The 25,355-nt window shown below is 76.5% G+C and carries 26 protein-coding genes; 8 read left to right on the top strand and 18 right to left on the bottom strand.

Features of this window, described 5'->3' with window-relative positions; translation table 11 throughout:
• The 4 genes from ACZ3J7_RS14555 to ACZ3J7_RS14540 form a co-directional block, all read right to left on the bottom strand.
• Entirely contained in the window at positions 1 to 429 is a 429-nt protein-coding gene (locus tag ACZ3J7_RS14555; RefSeq protein WP_465620446.1) for a hypothetical protein, read from the bottom strand.
• Positions 426 to 2,027, bottom strand: a complete 1,602-nt coding sequence (locus tag ACZ3J7_RS14550) for an alpha/beta hydrolase (RefSeq protein ID WP_465620445.1) — start codon at positions 2,025 to 2,027, stop codon at positions 426 to 428. Before ACZ3J7_RS14550 ends, ACZ3J7_RS14555 begins: the two co-directional genes overlap by 4 nt.
• On the bottom strand, positions 2,024 to 2,338 hold the full coding sequence (locus tag ACZ3J7_RS14545) for a hypothetical protein (RefSeq protein WP_465620444.1): 315 nt from the start codon (positions 2,336 to 2,338) through the stop codon (positions 2,024 to 2,026). Before ACZ3J7_RS14545 ends, ACZ3J7_RS14550 begins: the two co-directional genes overlap by 4 nt.
• 189 nt (positions 2,339 to 2,527) lie before the next feature.
• Positions 2,528 to 3,631 (bottom strand): calcium:cation antiporter, encoded by a 1,104-nt coding sequence (locus ACZ3J7_RS14540; protein ID WP_465620443.1) that lies wholly within the window; start codon positions 3,629 to 3,631, stop codon positions 2,528 to 2,530.
• 86 nt (positions 3,632 to 3,717) lie between these two features.
• On the opposite strand from ACZ3J7_RS14540, the gene ACZ3J7_RS14535 reads away from it, so the two are divergent.
• A complete protein-coding gene (locus tag ACZ3J7_RS14535; RefSeq protein ID WP_465620442.1) occupies positions 3,718 to 4,560 on the top strand; it encodes a polysaccharide deacetylase family protein in 843 nt (280 codons plus the stop codon).
• Here ACZ3J7_RS14535 and ACZ3J7_RS14530 read toward each other — a convergent pair.
• The 6 genes from ACZ3J7_RS14530 to ACZ3J7_RS14505 all read right to left on the bottom strand — a co-directional run bounded on the left by ACZ3J7_RS14530 (position 4,557) and on the right by ACZ3J7_RS14505 (position 9,647).
• Positions 4,557 to 5,225, bottom strand: coding sequence for a hypothetical protein (locus tag ACZ3J7_RS14530; RefSeq protein ID WP_465620441.1), 669 nt, complete (start codon positions 5,223 to 5,225; stop codon positions 4,557 to 4,559). The genes ACZ3J7_RS14535 and ACZ3J7_RS14530 overlap by 4 nt on opposite strands.
• A gap of 64 nt (positions 5,226 to 5,289) precedes the next feature.
• Positions 5,290 to 6,342 (bottom strand): serine hydrolase domain-containing protein, encoded by a 1,053-nt coding sequence (locus ACZ3J7_RS14525; RefSeq protein WP_465620440.1) that lies wholly within the window; start codon positions 6,340 to 6,342, stop codon positions 5,290 to 5,292.
• A 13-nt stretch (positions 6,343 to 6,355) separates the two neighbouring features.
• Entirely contained in the window at positions 6,356 to 7,288 is a 933-nt protein-coding gene (locus tag ACZ3J7_RS14520) for a DUF6895 family protein (RefSeq protein ID WP_465620439.1), read from the bottom strand.
• Positions 7,285 to 7,995, bottom strand: a complete 711-nt coding sequence (locus ACZ3J7_RS14515; RefSeq protein WP_465620438.1) for a hypothetical protein — start codon at positions 7,993 to 7,995, stop codon at positions 7,285 to 7,287. The genes ACZ3J7_RS14520 and ACZ3J7_RS14515 overlap by 4 nt, the downstream gene beginning before the upstream one ends.
• 71 nt (positions 7,996 to 8,066) lie before the next feature.
• Complete coding sequence (locus tag ACZ3J7_RS14510; protein WP_452163875.1) at positions 8,067 to 8,276, bottom strand: hypothetical protein; 210 nt, start codon at positions 8,274 to 8,276, stop codon at positions 8,067 to 8,069.
• A gap of 102 nt (positions 8,277 to 8,378) precedes the next feature.
• Positions 8,379 to 9,647, bottom strand: coding sequence for an MFS transporter (locus tag ACZ3J7_RS14505; protein WP_465620437.1), 1,269 nt, complete (start codon positions 9,645 to 9,647; stop codon positions 8,379 to 8,381).
• Positions 9,648 to 9,743: 96 nt separating this feature from the next.
• On the opposite strand from ACZ3J7_RS14505, the gene ACZ3J7_RS14500 reads away from it, so the two are divergent.
• Positions 9,744 to 10,643, top strand: a complete 900-nt coding sequence (locus tag ACZ3J7_RS14500) for a winged helix-turn-helix transcriptional regulator (protein ID WP_465620436.1) — start codon at positions 9,744 to 9,746, stop codon at positions 10,641 to 10,643.
• On the opposite strand, the gene ACZ3J7_RS14495 is transcribed toward ACZ3J7_RS14500, so the two are convergent.
• Both ACZ3J7_RS14495 and ACZ3J7_RS14490 read right to left on the bottom strand, forming a co-directional pair.
• The gene (locus ACZ3J7_RS14495) at positions 10,565 to 11,206 is read right to left on the bottom strand and encodes a DUF6629 family protein (protein WP_465620435.1); all 642 of its coding nucleotides are present in this window, start codon (positions 11,204 to 11,206) and stop codon (positions 10,565 to 10,567) included. The genes ACZ3J7_RS14500 and ACZ3J7_RS14495 overlap by 79 nt on opposite strands.
• A 27-nt stretch (positions 11,207 to 11,233) precedes the next feature.
• Positions 11,234 to 11,623: a VOC family protein gene (locus ACZ3J7_RS14490; protein ID WP_465620434.1), complete on the bottom strand. Its 390-nt coding sequence runs from the start codon at positions 11,621 to 11,623 to the stop codon at positions 11,234 to 11,236.
• Positions 11,624 to 11,683: 60 nt separating this feature from the next.
• On the opposite strand from ACZ3J7_RS14490, the gene ACZ3J7_RS14485 reads away from it, so the two are divergent.
• Entirely contained in the window at positions 11,684 to 12,139 is a 456-nt protein-coding gene (locus ACZ3J7_RS14485) for a MarR family winged helix-turn-helix transcriptional regulator (protein WP_465620433.1), read from the top strand.
• A 47-nt stretch (positions 12,140 to 12,186) separates the two neighbouring features.
• On the opposite strand, the gene ACZ3J7_RS14480 is transcribed toward ACZ3J7_RS14485, so the two are convergent.
• Positions 12,187 to 15,129 carry a polysaccharide lyase family 8 super-sandwich domain-containing protein gene (locus ACZ3J7_RS14480; protein WP_465620432.1) on the bottom strand — a complete coding sequence of 981 codons (2,943 nt, stop codon included), beginning with the start codon at positions 15,127 to 15,129 and terminating at the stop codon, positions 12,187 to 12,189.
• 268 nt (positions 15,130 to 15,397) lie between these two features.
• Between ACZ3J7_RS14480 and ACZ3J7_RS14475 the strand changes: the two genes are divergently transcribed.
• From ACZ3J7_RS14475 to ACZ3J7_RS14460, 4 genes are all read left to right on the top strand, one after another.
• Positions 15,398 to 16,054: an NADPH-dependent F420 reductase gene (locus ACZ3J7_RS14475; RefSeq protein ID WP_465620431.1), complete on the top strand. Its 657-nt coding sequence runs from the start codon at positions 15,398 to 15,400 to the stop codon at positions 16,052 to 16,054.
• Between the two features lie 74 nt (positions 16,055 to 16,128).
• Positions 16,129 to 16,878 carry a PIG-L deacetylase family protein gene (locus ACZ3J7_RS14470; protein WP_465620430.1) on the top strand — a complete coding sequence of 250 codons (750 nt, stop codon included), beginning with the start codon at positions 16,129 to 16,131 and terminating at the stop codon, positions 16,876 to 16,878.
• A 133-nt stretch (positions 16,879 to 17,011) separates the two neighbouring features.
• Positions 17,012 to 17,587: a hypothetical protein gene (locus ACZ3J7_RS14465; protein WP_465620429.1), complete on the top strand. Its 576-nt coding sequence runs from the start codon at positions 17,012 to 17,014 to the stop codon at positions 17,585 to 17,587.
• An 82-nt stretch (positions 17,588 to 17,669) separates the two neighbouring features.
• On the top strand, positions 17,670 to 18,134 hold the full coding sequence (locus ACZ3J7_RS14460) for a MarR family transcriptional regulator (protein WP_465620428.1): 465 nt from the start codon (positions 17,670 to 17,672) through the stop codon (positions 18,132 to 18,134).
• 11 nt (positions 18,135 to 18,145) lie between these two features.
• On the opposite strand, the gene ACZ3J7_RS14455 is transcribed toward ACZ3J7_RS14460, so the two are convergent.
• The 3 genes from ACZ3J7_RS14455 to ACZ3J7_RS14445 form a co-directional block, all read right to left on the bottom strand.
• Positions 18,146 to 18,856, bottom strand: a complete 711-nt coding sequence (locus tag ACZ3J7_RS14455; RefSeq protein WP_465620426.1) for a DedA family protein — start codon at positions 18,854 to 18,856, stop codon at positions 18,146 to 18,148.
• Positions 18,857 to 18,897: 41 nt separating this feature from the next.
• The gene (locus ACZ3J7_RS14450) at positions 18,898 to 19,098 is read right to left on the bottom strand and encodes a DUF1918 domain-containing protein (protein WP_465620424.1); all 201 of its coding nucleotides are present in this window, start codon (positions 19,096 to 19,098) and stop codon (positions 18,898 to 18,900) included.
• Positions 19,099 to 19,187: 89 nt separating this feature from the next.
• On the bottom strand, positions 19,188 to 19,871 hold the full coding sequence (locus tag ACZ3J7_RS14445; protein WP_465620421.1) for a TetR/AcrR family transcriptional regulator: 684 nt from the start codon (positions 19,869 to 19,871) through the stop codon (positions 19,188 to 19,190).
• A 71-nt stretch (positions 19,872 to 19,942) separates the two neighbouring features.
• Between ACZ3J7_RS14445 and ACZ3J7_RS14440 the strand changes: the two genes are divergently transcribed.
• Positions 19,943 to 20,707, top strand: coding sequence for an adenosylcobinamide amidohydrolase (locus ACZ3J7_RS14440; RefSeq protein WP_465620419.1), 765 nt, complete (start codon positions 19,943 to 19,945; stop codon positions 20,705 to 20,707).
• Positions 20,708 to 20,735: 28 nt separating this feature from the next.
• Here ACZ3J7_RS14440 and ACZ3J7_RS14435 read toward each other — a convergent pair whose 3' ends face one another.
• The gene (locus ACZ3J7_RS14435; RefSeq protein ID WP_465620416.1) at positions 20,736 to 20,942 is read right to left on the bottom strand and encodes a DUF6011 domain-containing protein; all 207 of its coding nucleotides are present in this window, start codon (positions 20,940 to 20,942) and stop codon (positions 20,736 to 20,738) included.
• Between the two features lie 98 nt (positions 20,943 to 21,040).
• A complete protein-coding gene (locus ACZ3J7_RS14430) occupies positions 21,041 to 25,093 on the bottom strand; it encodes a hypothetical protein (protein ID WP_465620414.1) in 4,053 nt (1,350 codons plus the stop codon).
• Positions 25,094 to 25,355: the final 262 nt, after the last annotated feature.

Genomic DNA, 25,355 nt, shown 5'->3' with positions numbered 1-25,355 from the left:
CTACGGCGGAGGCAGCAGGCAGGGGGTGCGGACCGTGAAGGTGAGGCGGTCCGGACCGCCGCCGGTGCCGACGTCGAGGAAGTAGCGGCCCTCGGGGTGGCGGGCGTAGAGCAGGGCGTCGGGGGCGCCCCGGACGGTCTCGCGGTAGGCGGTGACGGCGAAGCCGTCCCGTTCGAGGGCGGCGCGCAGGGCGCGGACGGCGCCCGGGTGGCGGGCCGGGGGGACGGGGCTCTCGGCGTGCAGGGCCAGCGCGTAGCGGCCGTCGGCCGGGCGTTCGCCGCGCAGGCCCTCGCCCGGCGTGAAGAACGCGGTGGTGCGCTCCGCGGCGAGCGGCACGGACGCCCGGTCGGCCAGGTACGCGGCGAGCTGCCGGGCCCAGGACTCGGCGGCGGCCCGCGCCATCACCGGCAGCGGCTCGTCCGGGCTCACGGGGCGTCGGCCGCGGTGGCCGGGGTGCGGCCGGCGATGATCCGGCCCTGGTTGGCCAGGCTCTCGCTGCCCGGGTCCCAGTAGCCGCTGTGGCCGGAGGTGTCGACGCCGAAGGTCCGCCCGCCGAAGTCGGCCCGGGTCGGGTCGGTGCCCAGCGTGGTGCCGGTCGCCAGCCGGACCCGGTCGTCGGCCGCGGTGCCCGCCCACACGTGCGCCGGGTCGATGTGCAGGTCGGCGGCCCGGGCGGCGGTCATGCCCGGACTGGCGACCGCGACGATGTCGTCCGCCCCCAGCCCCGGCCCGCCGGCCGCCGCCGCGCCGACCGCGGTCGTCCCGTAGCTGTGCCCGATCACCGTCAGGTGGCCGGGCCGCCCGCCCCGCGCGGTGCGGACGCCCGCCGTGAAGCGCCGCAGGTCCGCCGCGCCGTCCTCGGCCCGGGCGGTGGTCAGCACGCTGGCGTCGGCCTCCGGGGCGTCGTAGCCCAGCCAGGACACCACCGCCACCCGCTGCCCCGGACCGGCCTGCGCCGCCGCCGCGTCCCGCAGCCGGTCGGCCCGCTCGACCTGCCCCGGCACCGAGGCCAGCGTGGTCGCGGTGCCCGGCACCAGGACGGCGGTGTGGTCGGCGTCGTCCGGATCGCCCGCCGACACCACCGCCCGGCCGTCGCCGCGCGGGTCGAGCGCCAGCAGGAACAGCCCGTCCGGGCCGCCCCGGGCGTCCAGCCGCTCCTTGAGCGCGCGCAGGTCGTGCTGCTCCCGGTTCCACTCCTCGTACGTCAGGCCCGAGCCCCGGGCGTCGCCCGCCTCCAGGGCGTCCAGGCGCTGGTCGAGGACCAGCCGGTTGGCCCGGTCGCGGACGGCGGCGGGCAGGCCGTCGAGCCGGCCGATCCGCTCCGGGGCGAGGACCAGCAGGTTCCGGCGGTCCTCCGGGGAGAGCGCCTCCCACCAGGCGGCGGACGCCGCCGGGTCGGTGTTCTCCGGGACGTACGGGCCGGTCAGGCCGAGCACCCCCGCCACCGCCCGGACGTCCCCGGCCGACTCGCCGAGCGCGCCGACCGCGCCGGTCGTCCGGGACAGCACGTCCGCGCCGAGCAGGCCGAGCGCGCGGGAGCCCTGGTCGGCGGCCTCCCGGGCGGCGGCCAGCGCGGCGTCCACCCGCTGCTGGAGCTGTCCGCGCAGCACGGACCCGCGCTGCCGCTCGGCCGGGGCGTCCGGGTCGTGCCGGTCGGCGTCCGGCAGCGCGGGCGGGCCGACCGCGCCCCCGTCCGAGACCGGCAGGCCCCACTCCTCGGCCCGGCGCAGCGCGTTCACCAGGTTGGTGGCGGCCTGCTCCATCCGCTCGGCGGCGGTCTCCAGCACCAGCGCGACGGACCCGGCCTCGACCCGGACCGCCTCCAGCTTCCGCTCGGTGCCCGCGAGCGCGGTGAACGCGTACTCCGCGTCCCGCCCCCGCCAGTGCCCGCGCAGCGGCCCGTGCACCCGCAGCCGGTGCCCGTCGCAGGCCTCCTCGGCCGCCGCCGAGAGCCGCCGCCAGGCCCTGGCCGCCCCGCGCAGCCCCTCCGGGTCGAAGCGCCGCAGCAGCGCGAAGTCGCCGCTCACCGCCACCCCCCGGCCAGTCGGCCGTCGTTCCACTCGTGCCCCCGGGCGGAGGCCTCCAGCGCGTCCGCGTTCACGGCCGGCTCCGCCGCGAGGGCGCGCAGCACCGGCTCCCACCCCTCCGCGAGCACCTGCAGCGCGGACCCCAGCGACCACCCCGCCAGCTCGCCGCCCGCACCCCGGGCGGCGGCCGGAGCCGCGGCGGACGGCGGACGGAACTCCTCGGCGAGGGACCGCGCGGCGGCGGCCGAGGCGCGCAACTCGTTCGGGTCGACGCTGAGCTGCGGACCCGCTGGATCGGTGACCGTTGACACGGACGGTGACACTAGTGCGGCCCCGGGTGGGGCGGGCCCGCCCGGCCGGACCCGGCGGGGTCACCCGGACGGGGAACGGGCCGTGCGGGAGAAGGCGTCCGGGGCGGTGTGACGGGAGGCGCGGGCGGCGCGCGGTGTCACGCTTCCGGGCGGATTTCGCCGCCGCCCCCGGCGGACGGGGAGCACGGGTCAGGGGCTGACCGCGAGGACGAGGTAGGCGCCGAGGATGGCGAGGTGGACGCCGCCCTGGAGGGGGGTGGCGCGTTTGGGGATGACGGTGAGGGTGCCGACGGCGACGGTGAGGGCGAGCAGGATCATGTGCGTCGCGCCGAGGCCGAGTTCGAGGGGGCCGGAGAGCCAGGTCGAGGCGATGGCGACGGCGGGGATGGTCAGGCCGATGGAGGCGAGGGCGGAGCCGAGGGCCAGGTTGAGGCTGATCTGGACCCGGTTGCGGACGGCGGCCCGGACGGCGGCGATCGACTCGGGCAGCAGCACCAGCAGCGCGATCACCACGCCCACCACCGCGTTGGGCAGGTCGGCGGCGGCGACGCCGCGCTCGATGGTGGGGGAGACCCCCTTGGCCAGGCCGACGACGGAGACCAGGGCCACCGACAGCAGGGCGACGCTGACCAGCGTCTCCCGCATGGTCGGCGGCTCGGAGTGCTCGTCCATCGGGTCGACGACCTCGCCCGCCGGGGTGACCGGCAGGAAGTAGTCCCGGTGGCGGACCGTCAGGGTCGAGACGAACAGGCCGTAGATGACGATCGAGGCGGTCGCGGCGAAGACCAGCTGGGTGGTGGAGAACTGCGGGCCGGGCTGGGAGGTGGTGAAGGTCGGCAGCACCAGGCTGAGGGTGGCCAGGGTGGCGATCGCGCCGAACGCCGCGCCGGTGCCCTCCGCGTTGAAGACGGCGACCCGGTACTTCAACGCGCCGACCAGGATGGACAGCCCGAGGATCCCGTTGCAGGTGATCATGACGGCGGCGAACACGGTGTCCCGGGCCAGCCCGGCGCTCTTGTCGCCGCCGTCCGCCATCAGCGTGACGATCAGGGCGACCTCGATGATGGTGACGGCCACCGCCAGCACCAGCGAGCCGTACGGTTCGCCGACCCGGTGCGCGATCAGTTCCGCGTGGTGCACGGCCGCCACCACCGACACCGCCAGGAAGCAGGCCACCAGTGCCACCACCGGCCACGGCAGGTCGCGGTGCCAGGTCGCCAGGAGCAGCAGGAACGCCAGCACCGGGGCGACGGTCGTCCACTGCAGGTAGTGCGGTCGAGGGGAGGAAGCCATACGGCCGAGCTTCCCAGATGGCACCGGCCGCGCCCGGAAGTGACACTCGTGGCGGCGGTCACCACGGACGGCGAGGAGCGGCGGGAATGGTCGGACGGCGGACGGTGGTGGCGGCGGCCCTCGGACTCGCGGCGGGCGCGGCGGGCTGCGCGGCCCCCGCCCGGCCGGTGCGGCCGGCACCGCCGACGGTGTCGGCCGCACCGGCCGACAGCCCGTCGGCGGCCCGGCCGCCCGCGCCGCCGACCCGGGAGCAGGTGCTGGCGCGCCACGCCGGGCGGGCGCCGCGGCAGTGGGGCACCGACCTGCCGGGCGTGGTGGCGAACGTCCCGGACGGGGCGCTGGCGCTGACCTTCGACGCCTGCGGCGGCCCGGGCGGGGACGGCTACGACGCCGCGCTGGTCGCCACCCTGCGCCGGCTGCGGGTGCCCGCCACGCTGTTCCTGAACGCCCGCTGGGTGGACGCCAACCCGGGCCCGTCCGCCGACCTGGCCGCCGACCCGCTGTTCGAGATCGGCAACCACGGCACCGCGCACCGCCCGCTCTCGGTGACCGGCCGTTCGGCGTACGGCATCACCGGGACGGCGGACCCGGGCGCCGCGTACGACGAGGTGGCGGGCAACCGGGCGGGGCTGACCGCGCTGCTGGGCAGGCCCCCGGGCTGGTTCCGGTCCGGGACGGCGCACTACGACGAGGTCGCGCTCGGCCTGGTGGCGGAACTGGGCGAGCGGGTCGCCGGGTTCGCGGTCAACGCGGACGGCGGGGCGACCTTCGCCCCCGGGCAGGTCGCGGCGGCCCTGGCCGCCGCGGCCCCCGGATCGATCGTGATCAGCCACTTCAACCACCCGGACGCCGGGACCGCCGAGGGCTACGCCCGGGCGCTGCCCGCGCTGGTGGACGCCGGGCGGCGCTTCGTGCGGCTGTCGGACTAACCGGTGGGGGCGCAGCCGCGGCTGCCGATGTCGCCGAGCGGGAGGGTGGCCCGGGCGGTGGCGCCGGTCCGGTCGCGCGTCGTCAGGGTGACGTCACCCCTGGTGTAGGTCGGGAACCAGAGCGCGTACAGAGTCCGGGCGCCGTCCGCGAGGGTGCCGACCCGGCGGACCGTCAGGGGGGTGTCGCCGCAGGCCGCCGCGGTCACCTCCTGGTGGTCGGCGCCGATCAGGCGGACCCAGCCGTCGGTGAAGAAGGTGTCGAGCATCGTGACGCCCGCGGGGGAGGCGAGCGGCGGGTCCAGCGGATGGTCGGCGCAGCCCCGCACCTGGACCGTGACCTGGTGGACCTCGGCGAAGCACCGCCGCCGGTCCGGGGTCTCCCAGACGTAGGCGGCGCCGCCCGGCCAGGCCTGGACCAGCATCAGCGCCCGCGGGTCGGGGGCCCCGGCCTCCCCGGCCGTCGCCGTCATCAGCGCGGTGCGGGCGCGCTCGACCGCCCCGTCCAGGTCCGCGGTGGTGGCGGAAGGCGTCGCGGCGGTGGCGGGCGCCGTGGCGGAGGGCGGGGCGGGGGCCGGGGGAGCGGACGTGGCGCTCCCCGGCGAGCAGTCGGTCAGGACGGCCAGCAGCGCGGCCGTCCCGAGGGCGGCGCGGATCCCCCGTCGCATGCGGTTCCCCCCGGAGCGCGCCCCGGGGCCGGGGCGGTGTGGGGGGAAACGTACAGCACCGGGGTCACCGGCGGTCCGGGAGGGCGGCCCGCAGCAGGTCGTAACTCGCCTGGACGAAGCGCCCGTTCAGGGTGGGTCCGGCGTTGGTGAGGGTGGCGACCGCGACCGGGCCGCCGGGGGAGCCGTGGGGGGAGAAGCCGACGAAGGCGGTGCAGCCCCGGGTGCCGCCGGAGTGGAAGTAGAGGTCCCGGTCGCCCGAGCGGCGGCGGTTCCAGACCAGGCAGAGCAGGTCCTCGGAGCCGGGCAGGCGCAGCCGGGGGTGCCGGACGTCGCGCAGGGCGGCGGCGAGGGCGGCGGGGGGCGGGTCGAGGTGGGCCCGGAGGTAGCGCAGCAGGTCGGCGCCGCTGGAGCGGACCGCGCCGGCCGCCGGGAGGGCGGGGATCAGCCAGGGCGGCAACGGGCGGCCGCGCCGGTGGCCGGTCGCCCGGTGGGGCGGGTCCAGGGCGCAGGTGGTGGAGCGCAGGCCCAGGGGGGCGAGGACCCGGTCGGCGAGCAGGTCGCCGTAGGGCAGGGCGGCGCGCTCGGCCAGCGCCCGGCCGAGCAGGCCGACGCCGTAGTTGGAGTAGCGGTAGTGGCCGCCGGGCGTGCCGCGCAGGGTGGTCGCGGCCAGGGCGGCGCGCAGCCGCTCCTCGCCGAAGGCCGCGTACGGGTTGCTGTTCCAGGCCGGGAGGGCGGTGGCGAGCAGGCCGGGCGGGAGGCGGGGGAGACCGGAGGTGTGGGTGGCCAGGTGCAGCAGCCGGATCGGCCCGGCGCCGGCGCGACGGGCGGTCGGCGTCGGCCAGTCGGCGGGCAGCAGGCCGGCCAGCGGGTCGGACAGGGCGAGTTCGCCCCGGGCGGCCATCGCGGCGAGCAGCAGCGCGGTGAACGTCTTGCTGACGGAGCCGAGTTCGAAGACGGTGTCCGGGGTGCAGGGGGCGGCCGCCCGCCCCCGTGCGGTGCGCCCGAAGCAGTGGACCCGCTCGCGGCCGCCGGCCAGCACGGCCACCGTGACGGCGGTCGCGGACGACGCCCCGGCCGCCCGGACCGCCGCCGCGAGCGCGGCCTCCGTACCGCTCACGCCGCGGCCCCGGTCACGCGGCCGCCGTCGCCCGCAGGGCCCGGGCGAGCGTGACGTCGCCGGCCACCACCGCGACGACGGCGGTGTGCTGGTGGTCGAGGAAGGCCCGCTCGCGGTCCTCCCGGTCGACCGGGTCGCTGTCGCGCGGGAGCAGCCCGTCCTCGTGCTGGGCGGCGGCCAGCACGTCCCAGCCCTGCCGGCCGGTGGTCGGTTCGCCGAAGCAGGCGTCGACCACCAGCAGTTCCGCGACCAGGTCCCACTGGCCGACCTCGGCCCAGGTGTCGAGCCAGACCGGCAGCCAGTCCCGGACGTAGTCGCGCATCGGCTCGGGCAGGCCGTCCGGGCGGGCGCCCCAGTCGGTGAGGTGGAAGACGGTGTGGGTGATGTCGTAGCCGGTCATCCAGTTCACCGCCCAGGGCTCGGGGCGGGCGCCGAGCCAGGTGCCGAGGGCGAGCGCCTCCCAGTCGGGCCGGTGGTCGAGCCCGATCACCCGGCGGGCGTTGGCGACGCCCAGGCGCCGGTTGGCGCGGATCTCCTCGGCGTGCGCGGCCCGCAGTCGGCCGAGCGAGTCGAGCAGTTCCTCCAGCGCCGGGTGCCGGTAGCCGGCCCGGGCGAAGTGGCCGTAGGTCTCCAGCGGGTCGGTCATGGTGAAGTGGTGCAGCTGGCGCTCGTACAGCAGGTCGCCCTCGCGCAGCTGCGCCCAGCAGCCGTCGAGCAGGTCGCGGGCGGCCCGGGTGTCGGCGGGGCCGCTGACGCCGTCGCGCAGGACCAGGGAGGCGGCGAGGGCGACCTCGCCGAGCGGTTTGTAGGCGTTGTCGGCGTCGGCGAAGTCGATCAGGGTGTTGTCGGGGATCCGGCCGAGGCCGTCGCGGTGGGCGGCGTGCAGCCAGGACAGGGCGCGGGAGCCGAGGCGCTGCGCGGTGGCCAGGACGTGGGTGTCGGTCATCCGGCCCGCCTCCCGGTGCCGGGGCCGCTGCCGGGGCCCGCGGGCAGGCGGTGGGCGACGGCGAGGTGGAGGGCGGTGCGGGCGCTGCCGTCGCCGGCCAGGCGGATCCGGTCCAGGACGGGGGCGAGCTCCAGGCGGGGCGGCAGGCCCTGGGCGTCGGTCCAGGCGAGCCAGCGGGCGAGCCCGGCGGCGGTGGCCAGGTCGTGGCGGAGCAGGCAGCGGACGGTGCCGCGGGCGAGGGCCAGCGGGTGGGCGCGGGCGCCGTCGTGCACCGGCCCGTCCAGGGTGGGCAGGGCGAGCCCGGCGAGCTGGGACATCCGCACCGACCAGGCCTGCCAGCCGAGTTCGGCCGGGCCGGGCGGGTCGGGCGGCGGCGGTGGGGCCTCCCCGAGCAGGCGGCCGGCGGCCCAGTCCTGCCAGGCGATCACCAGGGCCGCGCCGGCGGTCGGGGCGGCCGGGGCCGGGAGGACGCGACGGGCCTCGGCGAGCAGCGCGGCGGTGGGCGGGTCGGGGGCGGCGGCGGCCAGCAGCCGGGGCGCGAAGAGGTCGGGGCCGAGGACGCGGGCCGCGGCCAGCAGGGACCGTCCGGCTCCGGCGGCCCCGGGGGGCGGTGCGGTGCCGTCCTGGAGGGCGTCCAGGGTGCGGCGCGCCAGGTGTTCGACGGCGGCGGCGTACTCGTCGCGCAGCGGGGTCTCGGCGAACGGCATGGCCAGGCTCCTCCTGGTGCGGGTCCGGGCCGGTCCGCGGACGGACCGGCCCGGTCGTCAGGCCTTCCCGGTCACCGGGTCGGCTTGGCTTCCTTCGGGGGCTTCGGCGACAGCAGGAGCCCCAGCACCAGCAGCCCGGCTCCCACGGCCTCGGGCGAGTACGTGGGCGCGTCGGACACGGCGGCCTCGTCCTCCACCATCAGGCTCGCCAAGGCGGCGGCTTCGGTCGACGTCGCGGTGCGTGACCGCGGCGCCGTTTCGGTCCGGAACTGAGTAAGCATCAGGTGTGCCTCCTCGTCTGGATTTCATCGCTCGTTCGGGCGACGCCCCCTCTATCGACGGTACGGGCACGAAGGGATCCGTGCACCCGCTGGGGGCGGATCTCAGGAAGCGACGTCGGTCAGGTCGCGGGCGCCGCGCAGCCCGGAGGAGAGCAGCAGGACGGGGGAGAGCACGGTCAGCGCGCAGGCCAGGGCGAGCGCGGTGCGCGGGCCCCAGAGCGAGGCGGCGGCGCCGGCCGCCAGCGCGCCGACCGGGATGGCGCCCCAGGAGACGAAGCGGACGGTGGCCATCACCCGGGGCAGCAGCGCGGCGGGGGTGGTGGACTGGCGGTAGGTGCGGGTCAGGATGCTGAGCACCACCACGGAGGCGCCGAAACCCGCGTTGCCGAGCGCGAACAGCAGCAGGCCGGGGCCGCCGGGGGCGAGGGCCATCAGCGGGGCGGCCAGCACGCCGAGCAGCGAGCCGTGCAGCAGGGTGCGCGCGGTGCCGGAGCGGGCGGCCAGCCGGGGGGTGAGGGCGGCGCCGAGCAGGCTGCCGACGCCCTCGGTGGCCATCAGCAGGCCGACCAGGCCGGCCGGGGCGTGCGCGGTGCGGACCAGGAACAGCGGGACCACGGCCATCAGCGCGCCGCAGACGAAGTTGATGCAGGTCGCCTCGGCCAGGCACGGTCCGACCACCGGGTGCCGGGTGCAGTACCGCCAGCCCTCGCGGATCTGCGCGCCGAAGGACGGCCGGTCGGCGGCGGGCGCCGGGCGCTCGGCGGCCGGCCTGGGCAGGGTGCGCAGCAGCGCGGCGGAGCACAGGAAGCTGACCGCGTCGACGACCAGCGCGGTGGCGGCGCCCAGCAGCTGGACCAGCAGGCCGCCGAGCGAGGGCCCGGCGAGCTGGTTCACCGAGTGGGTGGCGGAGGTCAGGCTGTTGCGGGCGGTGAGCTGCTCGGGCGGCACGACGCCGGGCAGGAAGGTCGCGTTGCCGACGTCGAAGACCACGCTCGCGAAACTGAGCACCAGGGCCGCCGCGACCAGGTGCGGCAGGCCGAGCACGCCGAACGCGGCGGCCAGCGGGACGGAGGCGATCGCGGCGGCGCGCACCAGGTCCATCGCGATCTGGGTGCCGCGCAGCGGCAGCCGCTGCACCAGGACGCCGGCCGGCAGGCCGATCACCAGCCAGGCCACGTACCCGGCGGCGGTGACCAGGCCGACCTGGAGGCCGCTCGCGTGCAGCACGGTGACGGCGGTCAGCGGCAGCGCGATCTGGGTGACGCAGTCGCCGAGGCCGCTGGCGGTGGAGGCGGTCCAGTAGCGCCAGAACGCGGCGGCGGGCGCGGCGGCCGGGGCCCGTAGGGGGCGGTCGGTGCTGGTGGTGCTCATGTGGCGTTCCCCCTGGTGGCGGGCGGTGGCAGGTAGTGAGTTCCCTTGGGGAACTCACTATAGGCGGTGCGGGGACGGCAGTGGCAAGGTGGTCCCATGCGCTACACCGACGTCGGCGACACCGACTGCTCCATCGCCCAGGCGCTGTCCGTGGTCGGCGACTGGTGGACCCTGCTGCTGGTGCGCGACCTCGCGGGCGGCACCCACCAGTTCGACGCCCTGCACGAGTCGCTCGGCATCAGCCGCAAGGTGCTCACCGCCCGGCTGCGCGCCCTGGTCGAGGACGGCGTGGTCGAGAAGCGGCTCTACCACGCCCACCCGCCGCGCTACGCCTACCACCTGACCGAGAAGGGCTGGGGCCTGCTGCCGGTGCTGGTCGCCCTCCAGGACTGGGGCGGCCGCCACCTGCTCGGCGACGGCAGCCTCACCGCCACCGCCGACCCCGACTCCGCCGAGGCCCGCCGGGTGCACGCCCTGGTCGGCACCCGCGTCCCCGAACTCGCCCTGCCCGCCGCCTCGTCCGGCCCCCGCCCGCCGCTCGCCGACCCGGTCGGCGCCACCCCCTGGACGGTGCTGTACTGCTTCCCCGGCGCGTACGCCCCCGGCACCCAGGGCTACCCGCCCGGCTGGGACGACATCCCCGGCACCGTCGGCTGCACGCTGGAGTCCTGCACCTACCGCGACCGGCTGGACGCGTTCACCGCGCGCGGCGCCACCGTGCACGGCGTCTCCACCCAGCGCCCCGACCAGCAGGCCGCGTTCGCCGAGCACCGGAACATCCCGTTCCCGCTGCTCTCGGACGCCGCGCTGCGGCTGACCGGCGCGCTGCGGCTGCCCACCTTCCGGGCCGGCGGCGCCGAGCGGCTCAAGCGGCTCACCCTGGTCGTCGACGCCGCCCGGACCGTCCGCGGCGTGCTCTACCCCGTCCCGGACCCGGGCGGCTCGGTGGCCGAAGCCCTGGCGCTGCTCGACGCGCTGACGTCGGCCCAGCGGTAGAGCAGGACGGAGGCCAGCGCGGCCAGCGCGCACCAGGTCGACACGAACGCCACCCGCCACAGCAGCCCGCAGGCCAGCGCGCCCAGCCCGGTGACCCGGCCCAGCAGCCGCAGCAGCCGGTCGCCCGAGCACAGCAGCGCACCCAGCACCGCCACCAGGTAGCCGGCCAGCAGCGGGCCGGCGGCCGGCACCCCCAGCGCGTAGCCGAGGGTGTGGCCGTGCGGGTGCGCCGCCACCGGCCGCCGGGCCAGCGCGAGCGCCAGCGGCACCGCCACCGCCGCGCCCAGCAGGGTGAGGGCGGCGGCCGAGCGGCGGCGGGTCGCGCACCACACCGCTGCCGGGACGTACAGCGGCAGCAGCGGCAGCGCGATCACCGCCCACACCGTCCGGGCCCAGGCCCAGCCCGCCCACACGCCCGCCTCCACCAGCTGGTGCAGGCCCAGCAGCAGCGGCAGCGCCGCCAGCGGCAGCCGCCGCGAGGGCCCGGCGCGCAGCACCGCGCCGACGCCGACCGCCGCCACGGCGCCGCCGGCGACGAGGTCGGCCTCCGCGCTCCAGCACATCCGGCCAGCGTACGAGCCGACGGCCCGTCAGTACGACTGGAACTCGATCAGCCGGCCCTCCGGGTCGCGCAGGTGGGCGGTGCGCAGCCCGGCGCCCCACTCCGGCCGGTCGGCGGGCGGCAGCACGGAGACGCCCCCGGCGCGGACGGCCAGCTCGTGCGCGGCCGCCACGTCCGCGACCCGGCAGACCGTCATGTCGCCCGCGGGGGAGGGGATCCGCTCGCCGAGGGCGCCGGCCATCGCGGCGCGGTCGAACAGGACCAGCACGGCCTGGTCGCCGACGTCCCAGTGCGCGTACGGCCCGTCGGCCGAGCCCCGGACCAGGCGGGCGCCGAGCAGCGGCGGTAGGACGGCGTCGTAGAAGGCGAAGCAGGCCGCGAAGTCGGCGACCAGCAGGCGGGGGTGGAGCGCGTCCACGGAACACCTCCGAAACAGTGGGTAGACACCCACTATAGGGGTGGACCTATGATTGTCCGCATGGCCGACCCCGCCCTGACCCCGCCCTCCCTCCTCGAACTGACCGCCTACCTGCTCTCCCGCACCGGCAAGGACGCCCGGGGTCGCGTCGCCGAACGCCTCGCCGCCGACGGCCTGCGCCTCTACCACCACGCCGCCCTCGCCGCGCTCGCCGACTTCGGCCCGCACACCCAGCGCGAACTCGCCGACCGGCTGCGCCTCGACCCCAGCGACCTCGCCAAGGCCGCCGACCTGCTCGCCGCCGCCGGCTGGATCGACCGCGTCCGCGACCCCGCCGACCGGCGCCGCCTCACCCTCACCCTCACCCCCGCCGGCCGCACCCGCCTCGCCGGGCTCCAGGCCGGGGCCCGCGCCGTCCAGGACGAGCTGCTCGCCCCCCTCGACCCCGCCGAACGCACCACCCTGCACGTCCTGCTGCTCCGCCTGCACGCCGGGGCGGCGGAGCAGCAGGGCTGAACCACCTCCGGCCCCGCCGCCACCGCCGCGGGAGGACTGAGCCGCCGTCAGCCGGTGACCAGCTGCAGGACGGGCGCGAAGCGCGGGTCGGCGCGCCCGTCCAGGGTCACCGCCAGGCCCTCGCGGTCGACCGGCTGGCCGACCGCGAAGGTCAGCGCCGGGTCGCGGGCGAAGGCCGCCGTCACGTCCAGCGCCACCCAGTCGACGGCGGTGGAGATCCGGCCGGTGCCCAGCGGGGCCGCCGGGGCGGGGGAGCGGTTCCAGGTCGCGGTGGACTCCCGCCAGTCGCCGGGCGCGGTCGCGTAGGCCCGCAGCACCGCCTCGGTGCCGTCCTCGTCCCGCACCGCGCCGTGCACCCAGAGCACCGCGCGCCGCACCGGCGCCGCCACCGCCGAGGTGTCGAAGGCCAGCAGCACCCGCCGCGAGTACCCCGAGTCGGCCTCCGTCGCGTGCTTCACCTCCAGCGTCCGGGCCGCGCCGAACGCCCGGTCCGCCGAGGCGCCGTCGCGCACGAACACCGCCCGGGCCGGGGGCAGCAGCCGGGCGTCCGCCGAGGCCGCCGGGCCGAACGGGCGCAGCCGCACCGTCCGGGTCGCGCCCTGGGTGCCGCCCAGCTCGACCAGCAGCCGCACCGCCCCGCCCGCACCCAGCACGGTCACCCCCGGCACCGGCGACGCCGCCCGGAAACCCGAGCGCTCCACCGTCACCTCCACCGTCGCCGCCGTCCGCCCCGGATCCGCCACCGACACCGACAGCTCCGCGCCGACCGGCCGCACCAGCACCGAGCAGGGCGCCGAGACGGTGATCCCGCCGACCCTGCCCGCCGCGTGGAAGTTCGCCGCCACCAGGCCCGAGACCGAGTCCGAAACCGCCTGCACCGCCGCCGAGTTGGCCAGCACCACGGCCGTCGGCCGGGCCGCCCGGCGGGCGGTGGCCGCCGCGTCCGCGCCCGGCAGCAGCAGGTACGCGTACCCGGCACCGGACGGGTCCGTGCCGTGGTCGACCCAGAGCGTCAGGTAACGGCGGGTCAGCACCTGGTCCGTCCCGTCGTCGTTGATGTCCCGCCAGCGCCCCGACCGGTCCTCCCGCCGGGCGTCCAGCCGGGTCCCCTCCGGGAACACCCAGCCGCCCGAACCCGCCAGCGCGGCCCAGCGCGCCGCCGGGAAGCGCCGCGCCCAGCCCGGAGCCGACGGCTGCACCTCGCCGTCCACCACCAGGTCCTGGACGCCCGACTCGCCCAGCGCCCGGTTGTCCACCACCGTCTCCACCGGAACGCCGTCCGCGCAGCTCAGCCCCGCGCCCAGGCAGAACACCGAATCGTCCAGCAGGAACCAGGACTTGACGCCCGACAGCGACGAGGACAGCCCCCGCACCTGCTGCCCCACCGCCGCGTACGCCCCGTCGCACGCGCCGCCCGCCCAGTCGTTGTCCGGCCGCGCCCCGCCCCACGCCCCGCCCTCGCCGTCCGCCAGCCGCCTGGTCGACACCGTGGTGCCCGGCAGCCGGTACGGGTCCACCGTCGGCCAGAACGCGTCCGAGTACTGCCCGTCCGCGCCGCCCGCCCACCAGGACAGCAACCCGCTGTTGGTGTGCCAGCCGCGCGGGTTCTCGCCGTCGCCGTGCTCGTAGAACGAGGTGCGCGCCGAGCACATCGACACCGACGCCGCCCAGCCCGCCCGCCGCACCACCGCCCGGTCCATCGCGAACACCCGCGCCCCCGCCCGCTCCGGCGCCGCCGGCACCGAGCCGTCCGCCAGCAGCGCCACCGCCCGGGCCAGCTCCGGCACCGCCACCGCCGGGTCCGCCAGGTACGGCAGGTACGCGTCCCGGACGATCCAGCCCTTCGCCATCGCCCGCCACGCCGCCGAACGCTCCGGACCCGCCGCGCCCGACTCCGCCAGCCGCAGCACGTGCCCGACGATCACGTGCCCGCGCGCGTGGTCGTCCTGCTGCCGGTCCAGCGGGTCGGTGGTCCGTCGGCCCCGGCTCACCGCCCGGCCGCTCACCGCGTCCATCACCAGCCCGTTGTACAGGAACGGCGCGTACCCCGACTCCACCGCGTCGAACACCCCCGCCCGCAGCGGGTCCGCCACCTCCCACGGCGAGCGCGCCAGCAGCGCGAACAGCCGGGTCAGCCCGCCCAGCAGCACCTCCCCGTAGGTGCCCGTGTACGGCACCCAGGTGTGCTGCACGAACGACCCGTCCGCGTACAGCCCGTCGCCCGTCAGCACCAGCGGGAACACCGGCGACAGCGCCGCCGTCGCCGCCGCCAGCTTCGACCCGTCCCGCCCCACCACCCCGCGCAGCGCCAGCACCCGGCACAGGTCCACCCGGTTCGCGCCGGTGCTCGTCCCCGCGTACTCCGCCACCAGCGACTCCGGGCAGGAACGGTCCACCGCCGCGCACAGCCGCGCCACCCGCTCCGCCCCCAGCAGCGGGAACACCAGCACCGCCGTGTCCAGCAGCGCCTGCGGCGCGCCGATCTGCCAGTCCCACCAGTTGTCGTACGGATCCGCCGCGTCCGTGTACGCCGACGCCAGCAGGTGGTCCACCCCCGCCAGCACCGCCGCGCCCAGCGCCGGGTCACCCGACAGCCCCGTGCCCGGCTGCGCCCACGCCAGCGCCATCGCGTACAGCCGGGAGAAACCGCCCGTCACGTGCGCCGACACCGACCCCAGCGGCTGGTCCGGCCAGAGCGAACCCGCCGTCGGCGCCATCGCCCGCCACTGCGCCGCCGCCCGCCCGCCCACCGCCCGCAGCGCGCCCGCGAACGGCTCCCGGGCCGGATCGAAACCGCGCCCCGTCAGCATCGTCCGCCAGCGCAGCCGCAGCGCCTCGAACGGGTCGGCCGGCTCCGCCCCCGCCGCCCGGCGCGGCCCCGGCGCGCCCCCGCCCGACGCCAGCACCAGCACGCCCGCGGTGGACGCCTGCAGCAGACGGCGGCGGGACAGGGCGGGCAGCGGCACGGCGACTCCGGGGACGGCGGACACGGGCGGGTGGACAGTGGGGATGGTAGGTGCCCCCCGGACGGCCCGCGCACCCGGCCCACCGCTCGGCGGCGGCCGCGCCCGAACCGGGCTACCGTGGAAGGGACCCCGCGACCGGGTCCCGCGCCGGATCCCGCGCCGGGCCCGGCGGGAGGAGAACCCGGCATCCCGAAGTCGATCACCCGTCACGGCCCCCTCTTGTAGGGTGCGTTCGACCGCCGGGCCCACCCGGCGGTCCACCACGATCTGACACGGGGACGGAGCAACGAGGATGCGGATCGGAATCATCGGCACCGGAGCGGTCGGGCAGACCCTGGGCGCCAAGCTGGTCGCCCTCGGCCACGAGGTCACCCTCGGCTCGCGCAGCAAGGGCAACGCCGCCGCCGAGGACTGGGCCGAGCGCACCGGCCCGCTCGCCCACCCCGGCACCTTCGCCGAGGCCGCCGCCTTCGGCGAACTCGTCATCAACGCCACCAGCGGCACCGTCGCCCTCGCCGCCGTCGAACTCGCCGGAGCCGACAACCTGGCCGGCAAGGTCCTGCTGGACGTCTCCAACCCGCTGGTCTTCGGCACGGACGGCCAGGTCACCCTCGACCCCGTCAACGACGACAGCGTCGGCGAGCGCCTGCAGCGCGCCCTGCCCGGCACCAGGGTCGTCAAGGCGCTCAACACCGTCAACAACGAGGTCATGGTCGACCCCGGACGCGTCCCCGGCGAGCACCAGCTGTTCATCGCCGGCGACGACGCCGACGCCAAGGCCCGGGTCACCGCGCTGCTCGGCGAGTTCGGCTGGCCCGCCGACGCCGTCCTCGACCTCGGCGGCATCGACGGCGCCCGCGCCCTGGAGATGCTGATGCCGTTCTGGCTGCGCCTGATGCGCCACTACGGCCACGCCGACTTCAACTACGCGATCCGCGCCGCGCGCTGACCCGCCGCGCACCGGCCCGCCGCGCGCCGACCCGCCCGGCGTCCGGGCGGGGACCGACCGAAAGGCAGCACCGCATGAGCGACCCGACCGCGCAGGCCCCGCTCCCGTACCAACCGCTCGACGAGGACTGGGACACCGCGCTCGCCATCGTCCCGCACCCCGACGACATGGAGTACGGCGCCGCCGCCGCCGTCGCCCGCTGGACCGGCCAGGGCAAGCGGATCGCCTACCTGATGGTCACCAGCGGCGAGGCCGGCATCGACGGCATGGACCCCGAGCAGTGCCGACCCGTCCGCGAACGCGAACAGGTCGAGTCCGCCCGGATCGTCGGCGTCGACACCGTCGAGTTCCTCGGCTACCCCGACGGCGTCGTCGAGTACGGGCTGCCGCTCCGCCGCGACCTCGCCCGGGCGATCCGCCGGCACCGCCCCGACATCGTCATCACCGCCAACTACCGCGACACCTACGGCGGCGTCCTCCCCAACCAGGCCGACCACGTCGCCGTCGGCCGGGCCGCCCTCGACGCCGTCCGCGACGCCGGCAACCGCTGGGTCTTCCGCGAGCTCACCGCCGAGGGCCACCAGCCCTGGAACGGCGTCCGCCAGCTCTGGGCCGCCGCCTCCCCCGACGGCCGGCACGCCGTCGACACCACCGACACCTTCGCCGCCGGCGTCGCCTCGCTGGAAGCCCACCGCGCCTACCTCGACGGCCTCGGCGGCGACATGGCCGACGCCGCCGGCTTCCTGGAGTCGGCCGCCCGCGAGGCCGGCGCCCGCCTCGGCACCCGGTACGCGGCGGCCTTCGAGGCGGTCTCCTTCCGCTGACCGTCCGGCGCCCAACCACCTTGCTCCCCGGGGTGGTCGGGCGCCGCTCCGGGTACGGTGGAGCACACGGGCCCTCCGGGTTCCGGGCCGGGAGGGGATGCCACGGATGCGTCGGCGGACGAGGTGGGCCGCGGTGGCGGCCGTCGTGCTGGCCGCGGCGGCCTGCACCCCGGAGATCCCGCTGCCCCCGGACCTGGGCGCCCGGCCGCTCCCCACCGGGGAGTGGGAGCTGCGGAGACTGCGGGAGGTCGAGGTCGGGCCGGAGCTGCGGGCCCTGATCGACGCCCCGCCCGCGACCGGTCGGGCCCGCGTACTGGGCGGCGCCGAGGTCGCCGGCACCCGGCTGCTCCTCGCCCTGCGCGGCGACGGCTGCCAGGTGATCACCCTGCCCGGTCCCGGCCCCGGTCCCGGCCCCGCGCCGGGCGCCGCCCCCTCGTGGTACGGCGCGCCCCGGCCGGACGGCACCGCCGTGGTGCCGTCCGGGTCGCGGGAGTTTCCGGGGGACACGCTGGTCGGCCGCTACACGCAGGCCGCCGGGACGGCCGCACCCGCCTTCGCGTACCTCACCCTGGGCTGCGCGGAGGAGGGCGTCGCGGTCCGGGCCGAGGGCGTCGCCCCGGACGCCGGGGTCGCGGTCTCCGGCGGCGCCACCCGGAGCCGCCGCGAGGGCACCGACCTCTACCTCACCGTCGGCCGGGTCCGCGGCTGAGCGGACGGCGGAAGCGCCTTGACCTCAAGCGGACTTGACGTCCTACGGTGGTCGCGTTCCGTCGGACCGGAGGAGGGGCGACATGGGCACCGCGCTCAAGGAGTACTCGTACGAGGAGCTGGCCGCGCAACCCATCGGGGCGTGGACCGGCACGGCGGCCCGGCTGGTGGTCGGGGCGCTGCGGGAGCGGTTGGCGGTGGAGGGCCTCACCCAGCCGCACTGGTGGACGCTCAACCACGTGGCGGGGGCGCCGGGCCGGTGGAGCAGGGCCGGGCTGGTCGAGCGGCTGGCGCGGTGGGACGACCTCGGGATCGACTTCGACGGCGTCTTCGACGACCTCGTCCGGCGCGGCTGGCTGCTGGAGGAGGCCGGGGCGATGACCCTGACCGAAGCCGGGGAGGCCGGACGGCTCCGCGCCCGGGAACGCAACCTGGAGGTGCACCGGAAGGCGCACGAAGGCGTCGACCCGGACGACTTCGTGACCACGGTCGAGGTCCTGCGCCGCATCGTCGCCAACCTGGGCGGTGACGGGAACCTGCCCGGCTGACCGGCGGGGGCTCAGGGCCGGTCCCGTCCGTCGGCGTCCTGGCCGGAGTCCCGGCTGTCGTGGTCGGCCCCGGTGGGCTGGCGCGGGACGCGGACGGCCGGGGCCCGCCTGCGGCGGCGGCGGAGCCAGGTGCGGACGGCGAACAGGGCCAGCACGACGGCGAGGGCCGCGAAGAGCAGCACCTGGTAGCGGACGGCCTGGCGGTAGAGGGCGTCGATGTTGCTGCCGGCGAAGTAGCCGACCGCCGCCCAGACGCCCGCCCACAGGGCCGCGCCCACCGCGTTGGCGGGCAGGAAACGGCGCCACGGCATGCCGCTGGTGCCCGCGATCAGGCCGTTGGTCTGGCGCAGGCCGTCGACGAACCGGCCGCCGGCGACGACCAGCGCGCCCCGGCGGCGGAAGAAGGACTCGGCGCGCGCCATCCGCTCCGGCGTGAGGCGCACGTACCGGCCCCAGCGGTGGACGGCGGCGGTGCCGCCGGTGCGGCCCAGCACGTACGCCAGGGTGTTGCCCGCGACCGCCGCCAGGACGGCGACCAGCAGCAGCACCGGCAGGGACAGCTGCCCGGCGCCCGCGTACACCGCGGCCAGCACCAGGATGGTCTGGCCCGGCACCGGGAGCAGGCAGCTGTCGAGGAAGACCAGCACGCCGACCGCGAGGTAGCCGTAGTCGTCGAGCAGCGGGGCGAGGTGGGCCAGCGGGCCGGGCAGCGGCGGCGACAAGGTCGGGCACTCCTCCTAGCCGGGCCCGGCGGGGCCCGGGGTCAGCGCTGCTCCTCGCCGGGGCGGTGCTCGACGACGCAGTCGGGGCCGGGGTAGACGAGGCCGGCGTGGCCGTCCTCGAAACGGACCAGGTAGGGCGGTTCGCCGTCGGTGCCGCGCACCTCGACGATCTCACCCCGACGGTCGGTCATGCCGACCGACCTGCTGTGCATGTGGACGTGGTCTCCCACCGTGGCGTGCATCGGACCCTCCCGCGGGTGCAGGGGCGGAGGTGTGTGCGAGTTCCCCCTCCACTGTGCGGCGGACGCCCGGACGGCGCAAAGGCGGGGGATCAGGCGGGGGGCGGAGCCGCGGCGAGGTAGCTGTGCAGCAGCCGCTTGCACTCGGCGATCAGCACCGGGTCGCCCGCCGGGTCGGCCCGGAAGGCGAGCTTGAGCACCGCGTCCGCGCACTCCATCGCCACCCGCAGGGCCAGCGCGTACCCCGGCGCGGCGAACAGTCCGCCGCCGATCGCGCCCAGCCGGGCGGCGACGGCCGCGTTGTTGTCGAGCTCGGCGTCCAGCAGGTGCCGGTCGTCGACCTCGGCGGGGACGGTGTCGACCAGTCCGAAGTCCAGGTGCCCGAAGCCGGGGACGGTGCGCTTCATCGCGACGAACTCGTCCACCGCGTGCTCGGTGAACGCGGCCACGCCGGCCGGGCCGGCGGCCGTCGCGACCCGGTGGGCCAGGCCGTCCAGGAAGCGGACCAGGTTGCGTTCGGCGAGGGCGGCCAGCAGGCCCTCCTTGCCGGCGAAGAACTGGTACAGGGTGCCGATCGGCACCTCCGCGCGCAGCGCCACCTCCTTGGTGGTCAGCCCCGCCGCGCCGACCTCGTCCAGCAGCCCCGCGCAGGCGTCCAGCAGCCGCTCGTACCGCTCCTGGCTGCGCTGCTGCACCGGCCGGCGGCGGGCCCCGGTGGCCGGGGCGGCCGGGGCGCGGGAGGCGGGGGCGGCGGACGCGGCGCGCTGCGGGGTCATGGCGCCACTCTGCCGCATCCGGTCGGGGCGGGGCGAATTCCGACCGGTCCGGTGTGGTTGGGTGTCGGATCATGAACGAGCAGTGGACGGTGAGGGTCGAACGGGCCGGGCGGATCGAGGACGGGGCCTGCCGGCACCTGCTGGTGTGGCGGGCCGGGCCGGGCTGGCGGATGGCCGGGTCGGGCGTCCTCGGCGGCGGGCTCGGCGAACGGCACTGGGTGATCAACGCGCAGGTCCGGGCCGGCTACGGGCGGACGGACCCGGCCGAGCACCTGGCGGGACTCGCCGCCGCGCAGGGCCTGACCGGACCCGGTATGGGCCTGATGACGGCCGCCGAGGTCGACGCCTGCACCTGGGCCGAGGACGGCGGCGTCACCGCCCTGGCCACCACCGGCATCGGCGTCCCGACCTGGGCCGCCGCGCCCGACCTCCCCGTCCCCTACGCGCCCGGCACCATCAACGTGCTGGCCGTGCTGCCCGTCCCGGTCTCCGACGCCGGGCTGGTGAACCTGCTGACCACCGCCACCGAGGCGAAGGTCCAGGCCCTGCTGGAGGCCGGGTACGACTGCTCCGGCACGCCCTCGGACGCGCTCTGCGTCGCCGTCCGGGCCGCCCGCCCCGGCGAGGCCGCCGAGCCGTTCGGCGGCCCCCGCTCGCCCTGGGGCGCCCGGCTCGCCCGGGCCGTCCACCGCGCCGTACTCGCCGGAGCCCGCGCCGACCGCGAACGCCGCGCCGGGTGGGACGGGCCGCCGACCCACCCGGCGGCGCTGCCCGGCTGCGCGCTCGACGACGTGCTGGCGGGGCGGGGGAGTTCGGCGCGGACCTCGCCGGTGTGAGCGGGGGCGCGGGGGGCCTGAGCGGGGCTCAGGTGCCCGGCAGGTGGTCCTGGTCGATGACGTAGACCCGGGTCGGGGCGGGGGCGTCGGCGCAGTGGCGGCCGAGCTCCTCCCAGCGGGACTCGGGGTTGTGCAGCGGGCGGTGGCAGCGGCGGCAGCGGACCACGGGCGCCGGACGGCGCTCCACGGCGGTCCCGGGGATCGGGGGTTCGGTGCTGCCGGTCTGGTCGCTCACCGTCCAAGTTGACCATCGCGGGGTGCCGGCCGCGACAGCGGGTGCCCCGGCGGGCGCGGGCGCGGGGGCCGCCCCCGCGCCCGCCGGGCCGGGCCGGGTCAGCCCGAGAAGGTGCCCGAGTTCCAGATCGGGATGCCGTCGTAGCGGTAGATCACCAGGTTGCCGTCCGGCTGCAGCAGCAGGCAGTCGTCCGGGTTGCCCCAGGTGTTCGAGCCCCACAGGGCGGTGCCCGGGGTCCGGGCGGCGGTCGGGTAGATCACCAGGTTGCCGTCCCGCTGGAGGGTGAGGACCGCGTCCGGGTAGCCGGCGGTGCCGACCGACCAGACGTTGCTCTGCCCGGCCTGCTGGAGCTTCAGCTGGCCGCCGCCGAACGTCATGGTGGTCCGCGGGGCCGTCCAGGTGCTGCCGCCCGGGTAGGCGGTGTCGTCGGACGGGAACAGCACGTAGCCCGGGGTGCCGGACAGCAGTGCGGCCTGGGACGGGTTCAGCGCGGTGCCCTGCCAGACCTGGATGCCGGACAGCGCGCCCTTGAAGTTGCTGAAGTGGTTGGTCTCGGAGCCGAAGTCACCGACCCGGAAGCTGCCGTTGAAGCCGGTGACCGGGGTGTGGGCGGCGTTGCCCACCGGCAGGCCGTTGATGTACAGCACCATCTGGTTGGTGGGGCGGTTGTAGGTGGCGGTCAGGTGCGTCCAGACGCCCGGCTTCGCGACGCCCGGGGAGTAGCCGTCGCCGCCGTGCGCGCAGTCGTAGTTCCAGCCGCCGTTGTCGACCCTGGACAGGCAGAACTGCCAGATGCCGGTGTTGGCGTCCGGGTAGATCATGAACCCGGAGTTCTGGGTGCCGTTCTGGGAGACCGCGATGGTGCCCCAGTTGTCGACCTTCGCCCACAGCGAGACGGTGAAGTTCTGGCTGAGGTCCAGGGCGGCGGCGCTGCTCATCACCGCGCTGCCGGTGCCGTTGAAGCGCACGTCCGGGCTGAACAGGTCGGAGGTGCTCCAGGTGGCGCCGGACTGGCCGGTCAGCGGCAGGTTGCCGGTGGTGTCCGCGGCGGTGGTGGCCGTGGTGCCGTTGGCGGCGCTGTCGTTCAGCGGCCAGTTGTGGGTCGGGGTGATCAGGTTCTGGCCGGTCTGGGCGGTCAGCGCGGTGCCGTTGGACAGGTACGGGGTGGCCAGGGCGCCGGGCTTCAGGGCCCACAGGTCGACGGTGCCGTCCCGGTTGATGTCGGCGGCCTGCAGGGCGGGGAACGCGGTCCCGGTCCAGCCGCTGGCGGCGACCCTGACCGGCGTGTTCGGGGTGCCGGCCGTGCCGACCAGGGCGGTGGCGGCGAGGTTGGTCAGCACGGTGGGGCTGTAGTACCAGAGTTCGCCGGTGGTGGTGTTGCGGGCGTACAGCGCCGGCAGGTTGCCGACCAGGGCGGTGTGGATGGTCCAGCCGGCCCAGGTGCCGGTGCCGGTGGGGTTGGTGGCGCTCAGCGGGGTGCTGCCGTCGGCCGCGTCGAAGGCGCCGGGGACGCCGACCGAGGCGGACAGGGTGAGCTGGCCGTTGAGCAGCAGGAGCAGGCCGGGCCGGGTGCCGGGCAGCTGGAGGGCGTTCTGGTAGAGCGCGCCCGCGTTGGCGACCTGGGTGGCCTTGCCGCCGTTGCCGCCGGTGGTGAAGATCTGGGTGCTGACGTTGACCTGGGAGCCGGAGACGGGGGAGAGGGCGGAGCCGTCGCCGTTGCCGTACAGGATGCTGCCGGCGCCGGTGGTCGGGTTGTAGGACAGGACGTCGTTGAAGCCGGCGCCGCTGTTGAAGTGGCCGGTGACGACCTGGGTGCCGTTCCAGTCGGCCGTCGAGCCGGGCGCGTTGGCGCCGGTGCCGCGGACGCCGATGTTGTCCGAGGCGGCGTTGACCGTGCTGTTGGTGGTCGCGCCGGACAGCCAGAGGCCGGCCGGGAGACCGGCCTGGCCGCCGACCAGGGCGAGGTCGGGCAGGCCGTCGCCGGTGAGGTCGTTCTCGGCCGCGGTCGCCGGCGCGGCGGCGTTGAGGACGACGTTGGCGGTGTTGCCGATGTTGCCGCCCGCCGACACCGAGGTCACGGTCAGCGTGTTCACCCGGCGGGTCGGCTTGACGGCGGCCGTGGCGGTGCCGTTGGTCGCGGCGACCGTGACGGGCGCGGCGCCGTTGAGCTGGTACAGGTAGCTGGACGGGGCCGGCCCGCTCGGGTTGGCGGTGAAGGTGAAGTTCGCGGCCGTGCCGACGGTGTAGCTGCTCGCGGTCTGGGTGATGCCGGGGGCCCCGGGGACGGTGGGGTCGAAGGTGAACCGGCACAGGTTGCTGTAGGAGCTGTTCTTCTCGCCGTCACTGGTGAAGACGTTCCAGGAGAAGGTGGCGAGCGCGCCGTTGGCCTCCTGGACCAGGGTGGCCCGCGGGATGACGTAGGACGCGGTGGTGCCCGAGGTCGCGTAGATCGAGTTGGTGCCGGTGTAGACCACCACGTGGGACGCGGTGTCGTTGCTGACGGTGAAGCCGACGCCGAGGCTGCCGCCCTCCGGGTCGCTCACCGAGGCGTTCAGCACGACGTCGCCGTTGCCGACCACGGTCGGCGGGTTGGCGGCGCACGCGGTGCCCGGCGAGGTGCTGAGCGAGGTCGGGGCGTCCGGCGCGTGGTTGAACGTGGTGGAGAGGCTCATGCTGGACGGCTGGAACTTCTTCCACCCGTAGTTGTCGCCCTCGTTGGAGGCCCGCAGGCCGAGCGTGATGTCGCCCCAGTGGTCGTTCGCCGCGGACTGCATGATCGCCTTGGTGTTGAAGCCGACGCCGGCGGCCGGGCAGCTGCTGCTGTAGCCGTGGGCCTCGTTCTTGGTGTCGAGCTTGCTGTTCCAGCCCGGCTGGTTGCTCCAGGTGGTGCCGGAGTTGATGGCCCCGGTCCACCACAGCTCGACGTCACGGCCGCTGCACGAGGGCGCGTAGGTCTCGGTCGCGTAGAACGTCGAGCTCTTGACCTCGGCGCCGTAGACGTTGCTCGGCATCGACAGCCGGGCGAACGCGCGGCCCACGTAGTACGGGGACTCCCAGCCCTGGTCGCCCACGCGCAGGCCGGCGCTGTCACTGGTGTGCCAGTAACTGGTGCCGGAGTAGTACGAGTTGACGTACGTCCAGTCGTAGAGCGTGCTGCCGGCCGAACCGTAGTTCGGGTCGATGTAGAGCGGCCAGACGGTGTCCTTGCCGGAGAGCAGTGCCTCGTCCGGGGTCAGGGTGATGGCGCCGTCGCGGTACTCGCTCTTGAGCTTCCCGGTGCGGGCGTGGGCGCCGGGGTCGAGGTGCGAGGACTTGGCGGGGGAGCCGGACCTGGCGTCCAGGGCCAGGCCGGTGCGGGCGTCGGGGACGGTCGCGGCGGTGGGGTCGGTGGTGGAGTCCCAGACGCCGTTGCCGGGGGCGGGGGCGGAGAAGAGGGTCTTGCCGCTCTTGTTCCTGGCGGTGATGTTGCCGGCCTGGTCGGTGGTGAGGTCGACGCCCTTGGCGGTGGTCTTGAAGGCGAGCTTCTTCAGGGCGGGGTTGGCGGCGGCCTTGGCGTTCTTGACGACGAAGACCTCGGAGAACCCGCCGAGGGTGTCGGCGGTGACCTTCAGGTCGAGGCCGTCCTGCAGCGCGTACGTCGCGGTGGCGCCATCCAGGGTGGGCGCGGGAAGTTTGGCGGCGAGGCCGGCCGGGAGCTCCAGGGCGAGGGAGGCGGGGCCGGACTTCATGGTGGCGAGCGGGCCGGTGCCGCCGCCGGAGAAGGCCAGGTCGGTGGCGGCCAGCGCCGGGCCGATGCTGCCGTCCTTGTGCTTGACCAGGGTGGCGTCGAGGTTCTTCCAGGCGCCGTCCTGGTAGCGGCGGACCGGGGTGATGTTCTGGGTCAGGGTGAGCGTGCCGTCCGGGTTGGCGGTCAGCTCGTCGGTCGCGGTGGTCGCCGCGTCCGCCTTCACCGCCTTGCCGGTCTTGCGGGCCTGCGCGGACGCCTGGTCGGACGTCAGCGGCTCGGCCTTGCCACTGACCGGCTTGGCCGGTGCGGCGGGTTCCGCTTGCGCGGTGGCGGTGAAGGCAGTGAGTGTCGCGGCCGCCAGGGTGACGGCCACCGCGCCGGCCAGCAGTCGTCCGGGCGGAGAGACCGGTATGGGTCTAGACATGGTGAACAATCCCTATTCGTCGAAAAAGGCCAGCTCAGCGGCCACTTGGCGATGGAACGGGGGTAGCTTGCCACGTCGGTCGAGCGCATGCGCAGCGTCTGGGGAAGCAGATCTGACGTCCCGTGGGATTGGCTCCGCTTTGCCGGATTTGACGCCCGCGAATCGAGTAAAGGTTCGGTCAAGGGGTCGGTGCGACCGTCGTCCGGAGCCGGCCGGGGCGTGGTGACGGCGCCCGTCCACCCCGTCGAGCGGGCGTCAGGCG

The sequence above is a fragment of the Kitasatospora sp. NPDC015121 genome (genome assembly GCF_055562955.1).
Note: the sequence above shows the minus strand (reverse complement) of the source record. Positions and strands in the feature narration are given on the sequence as shown.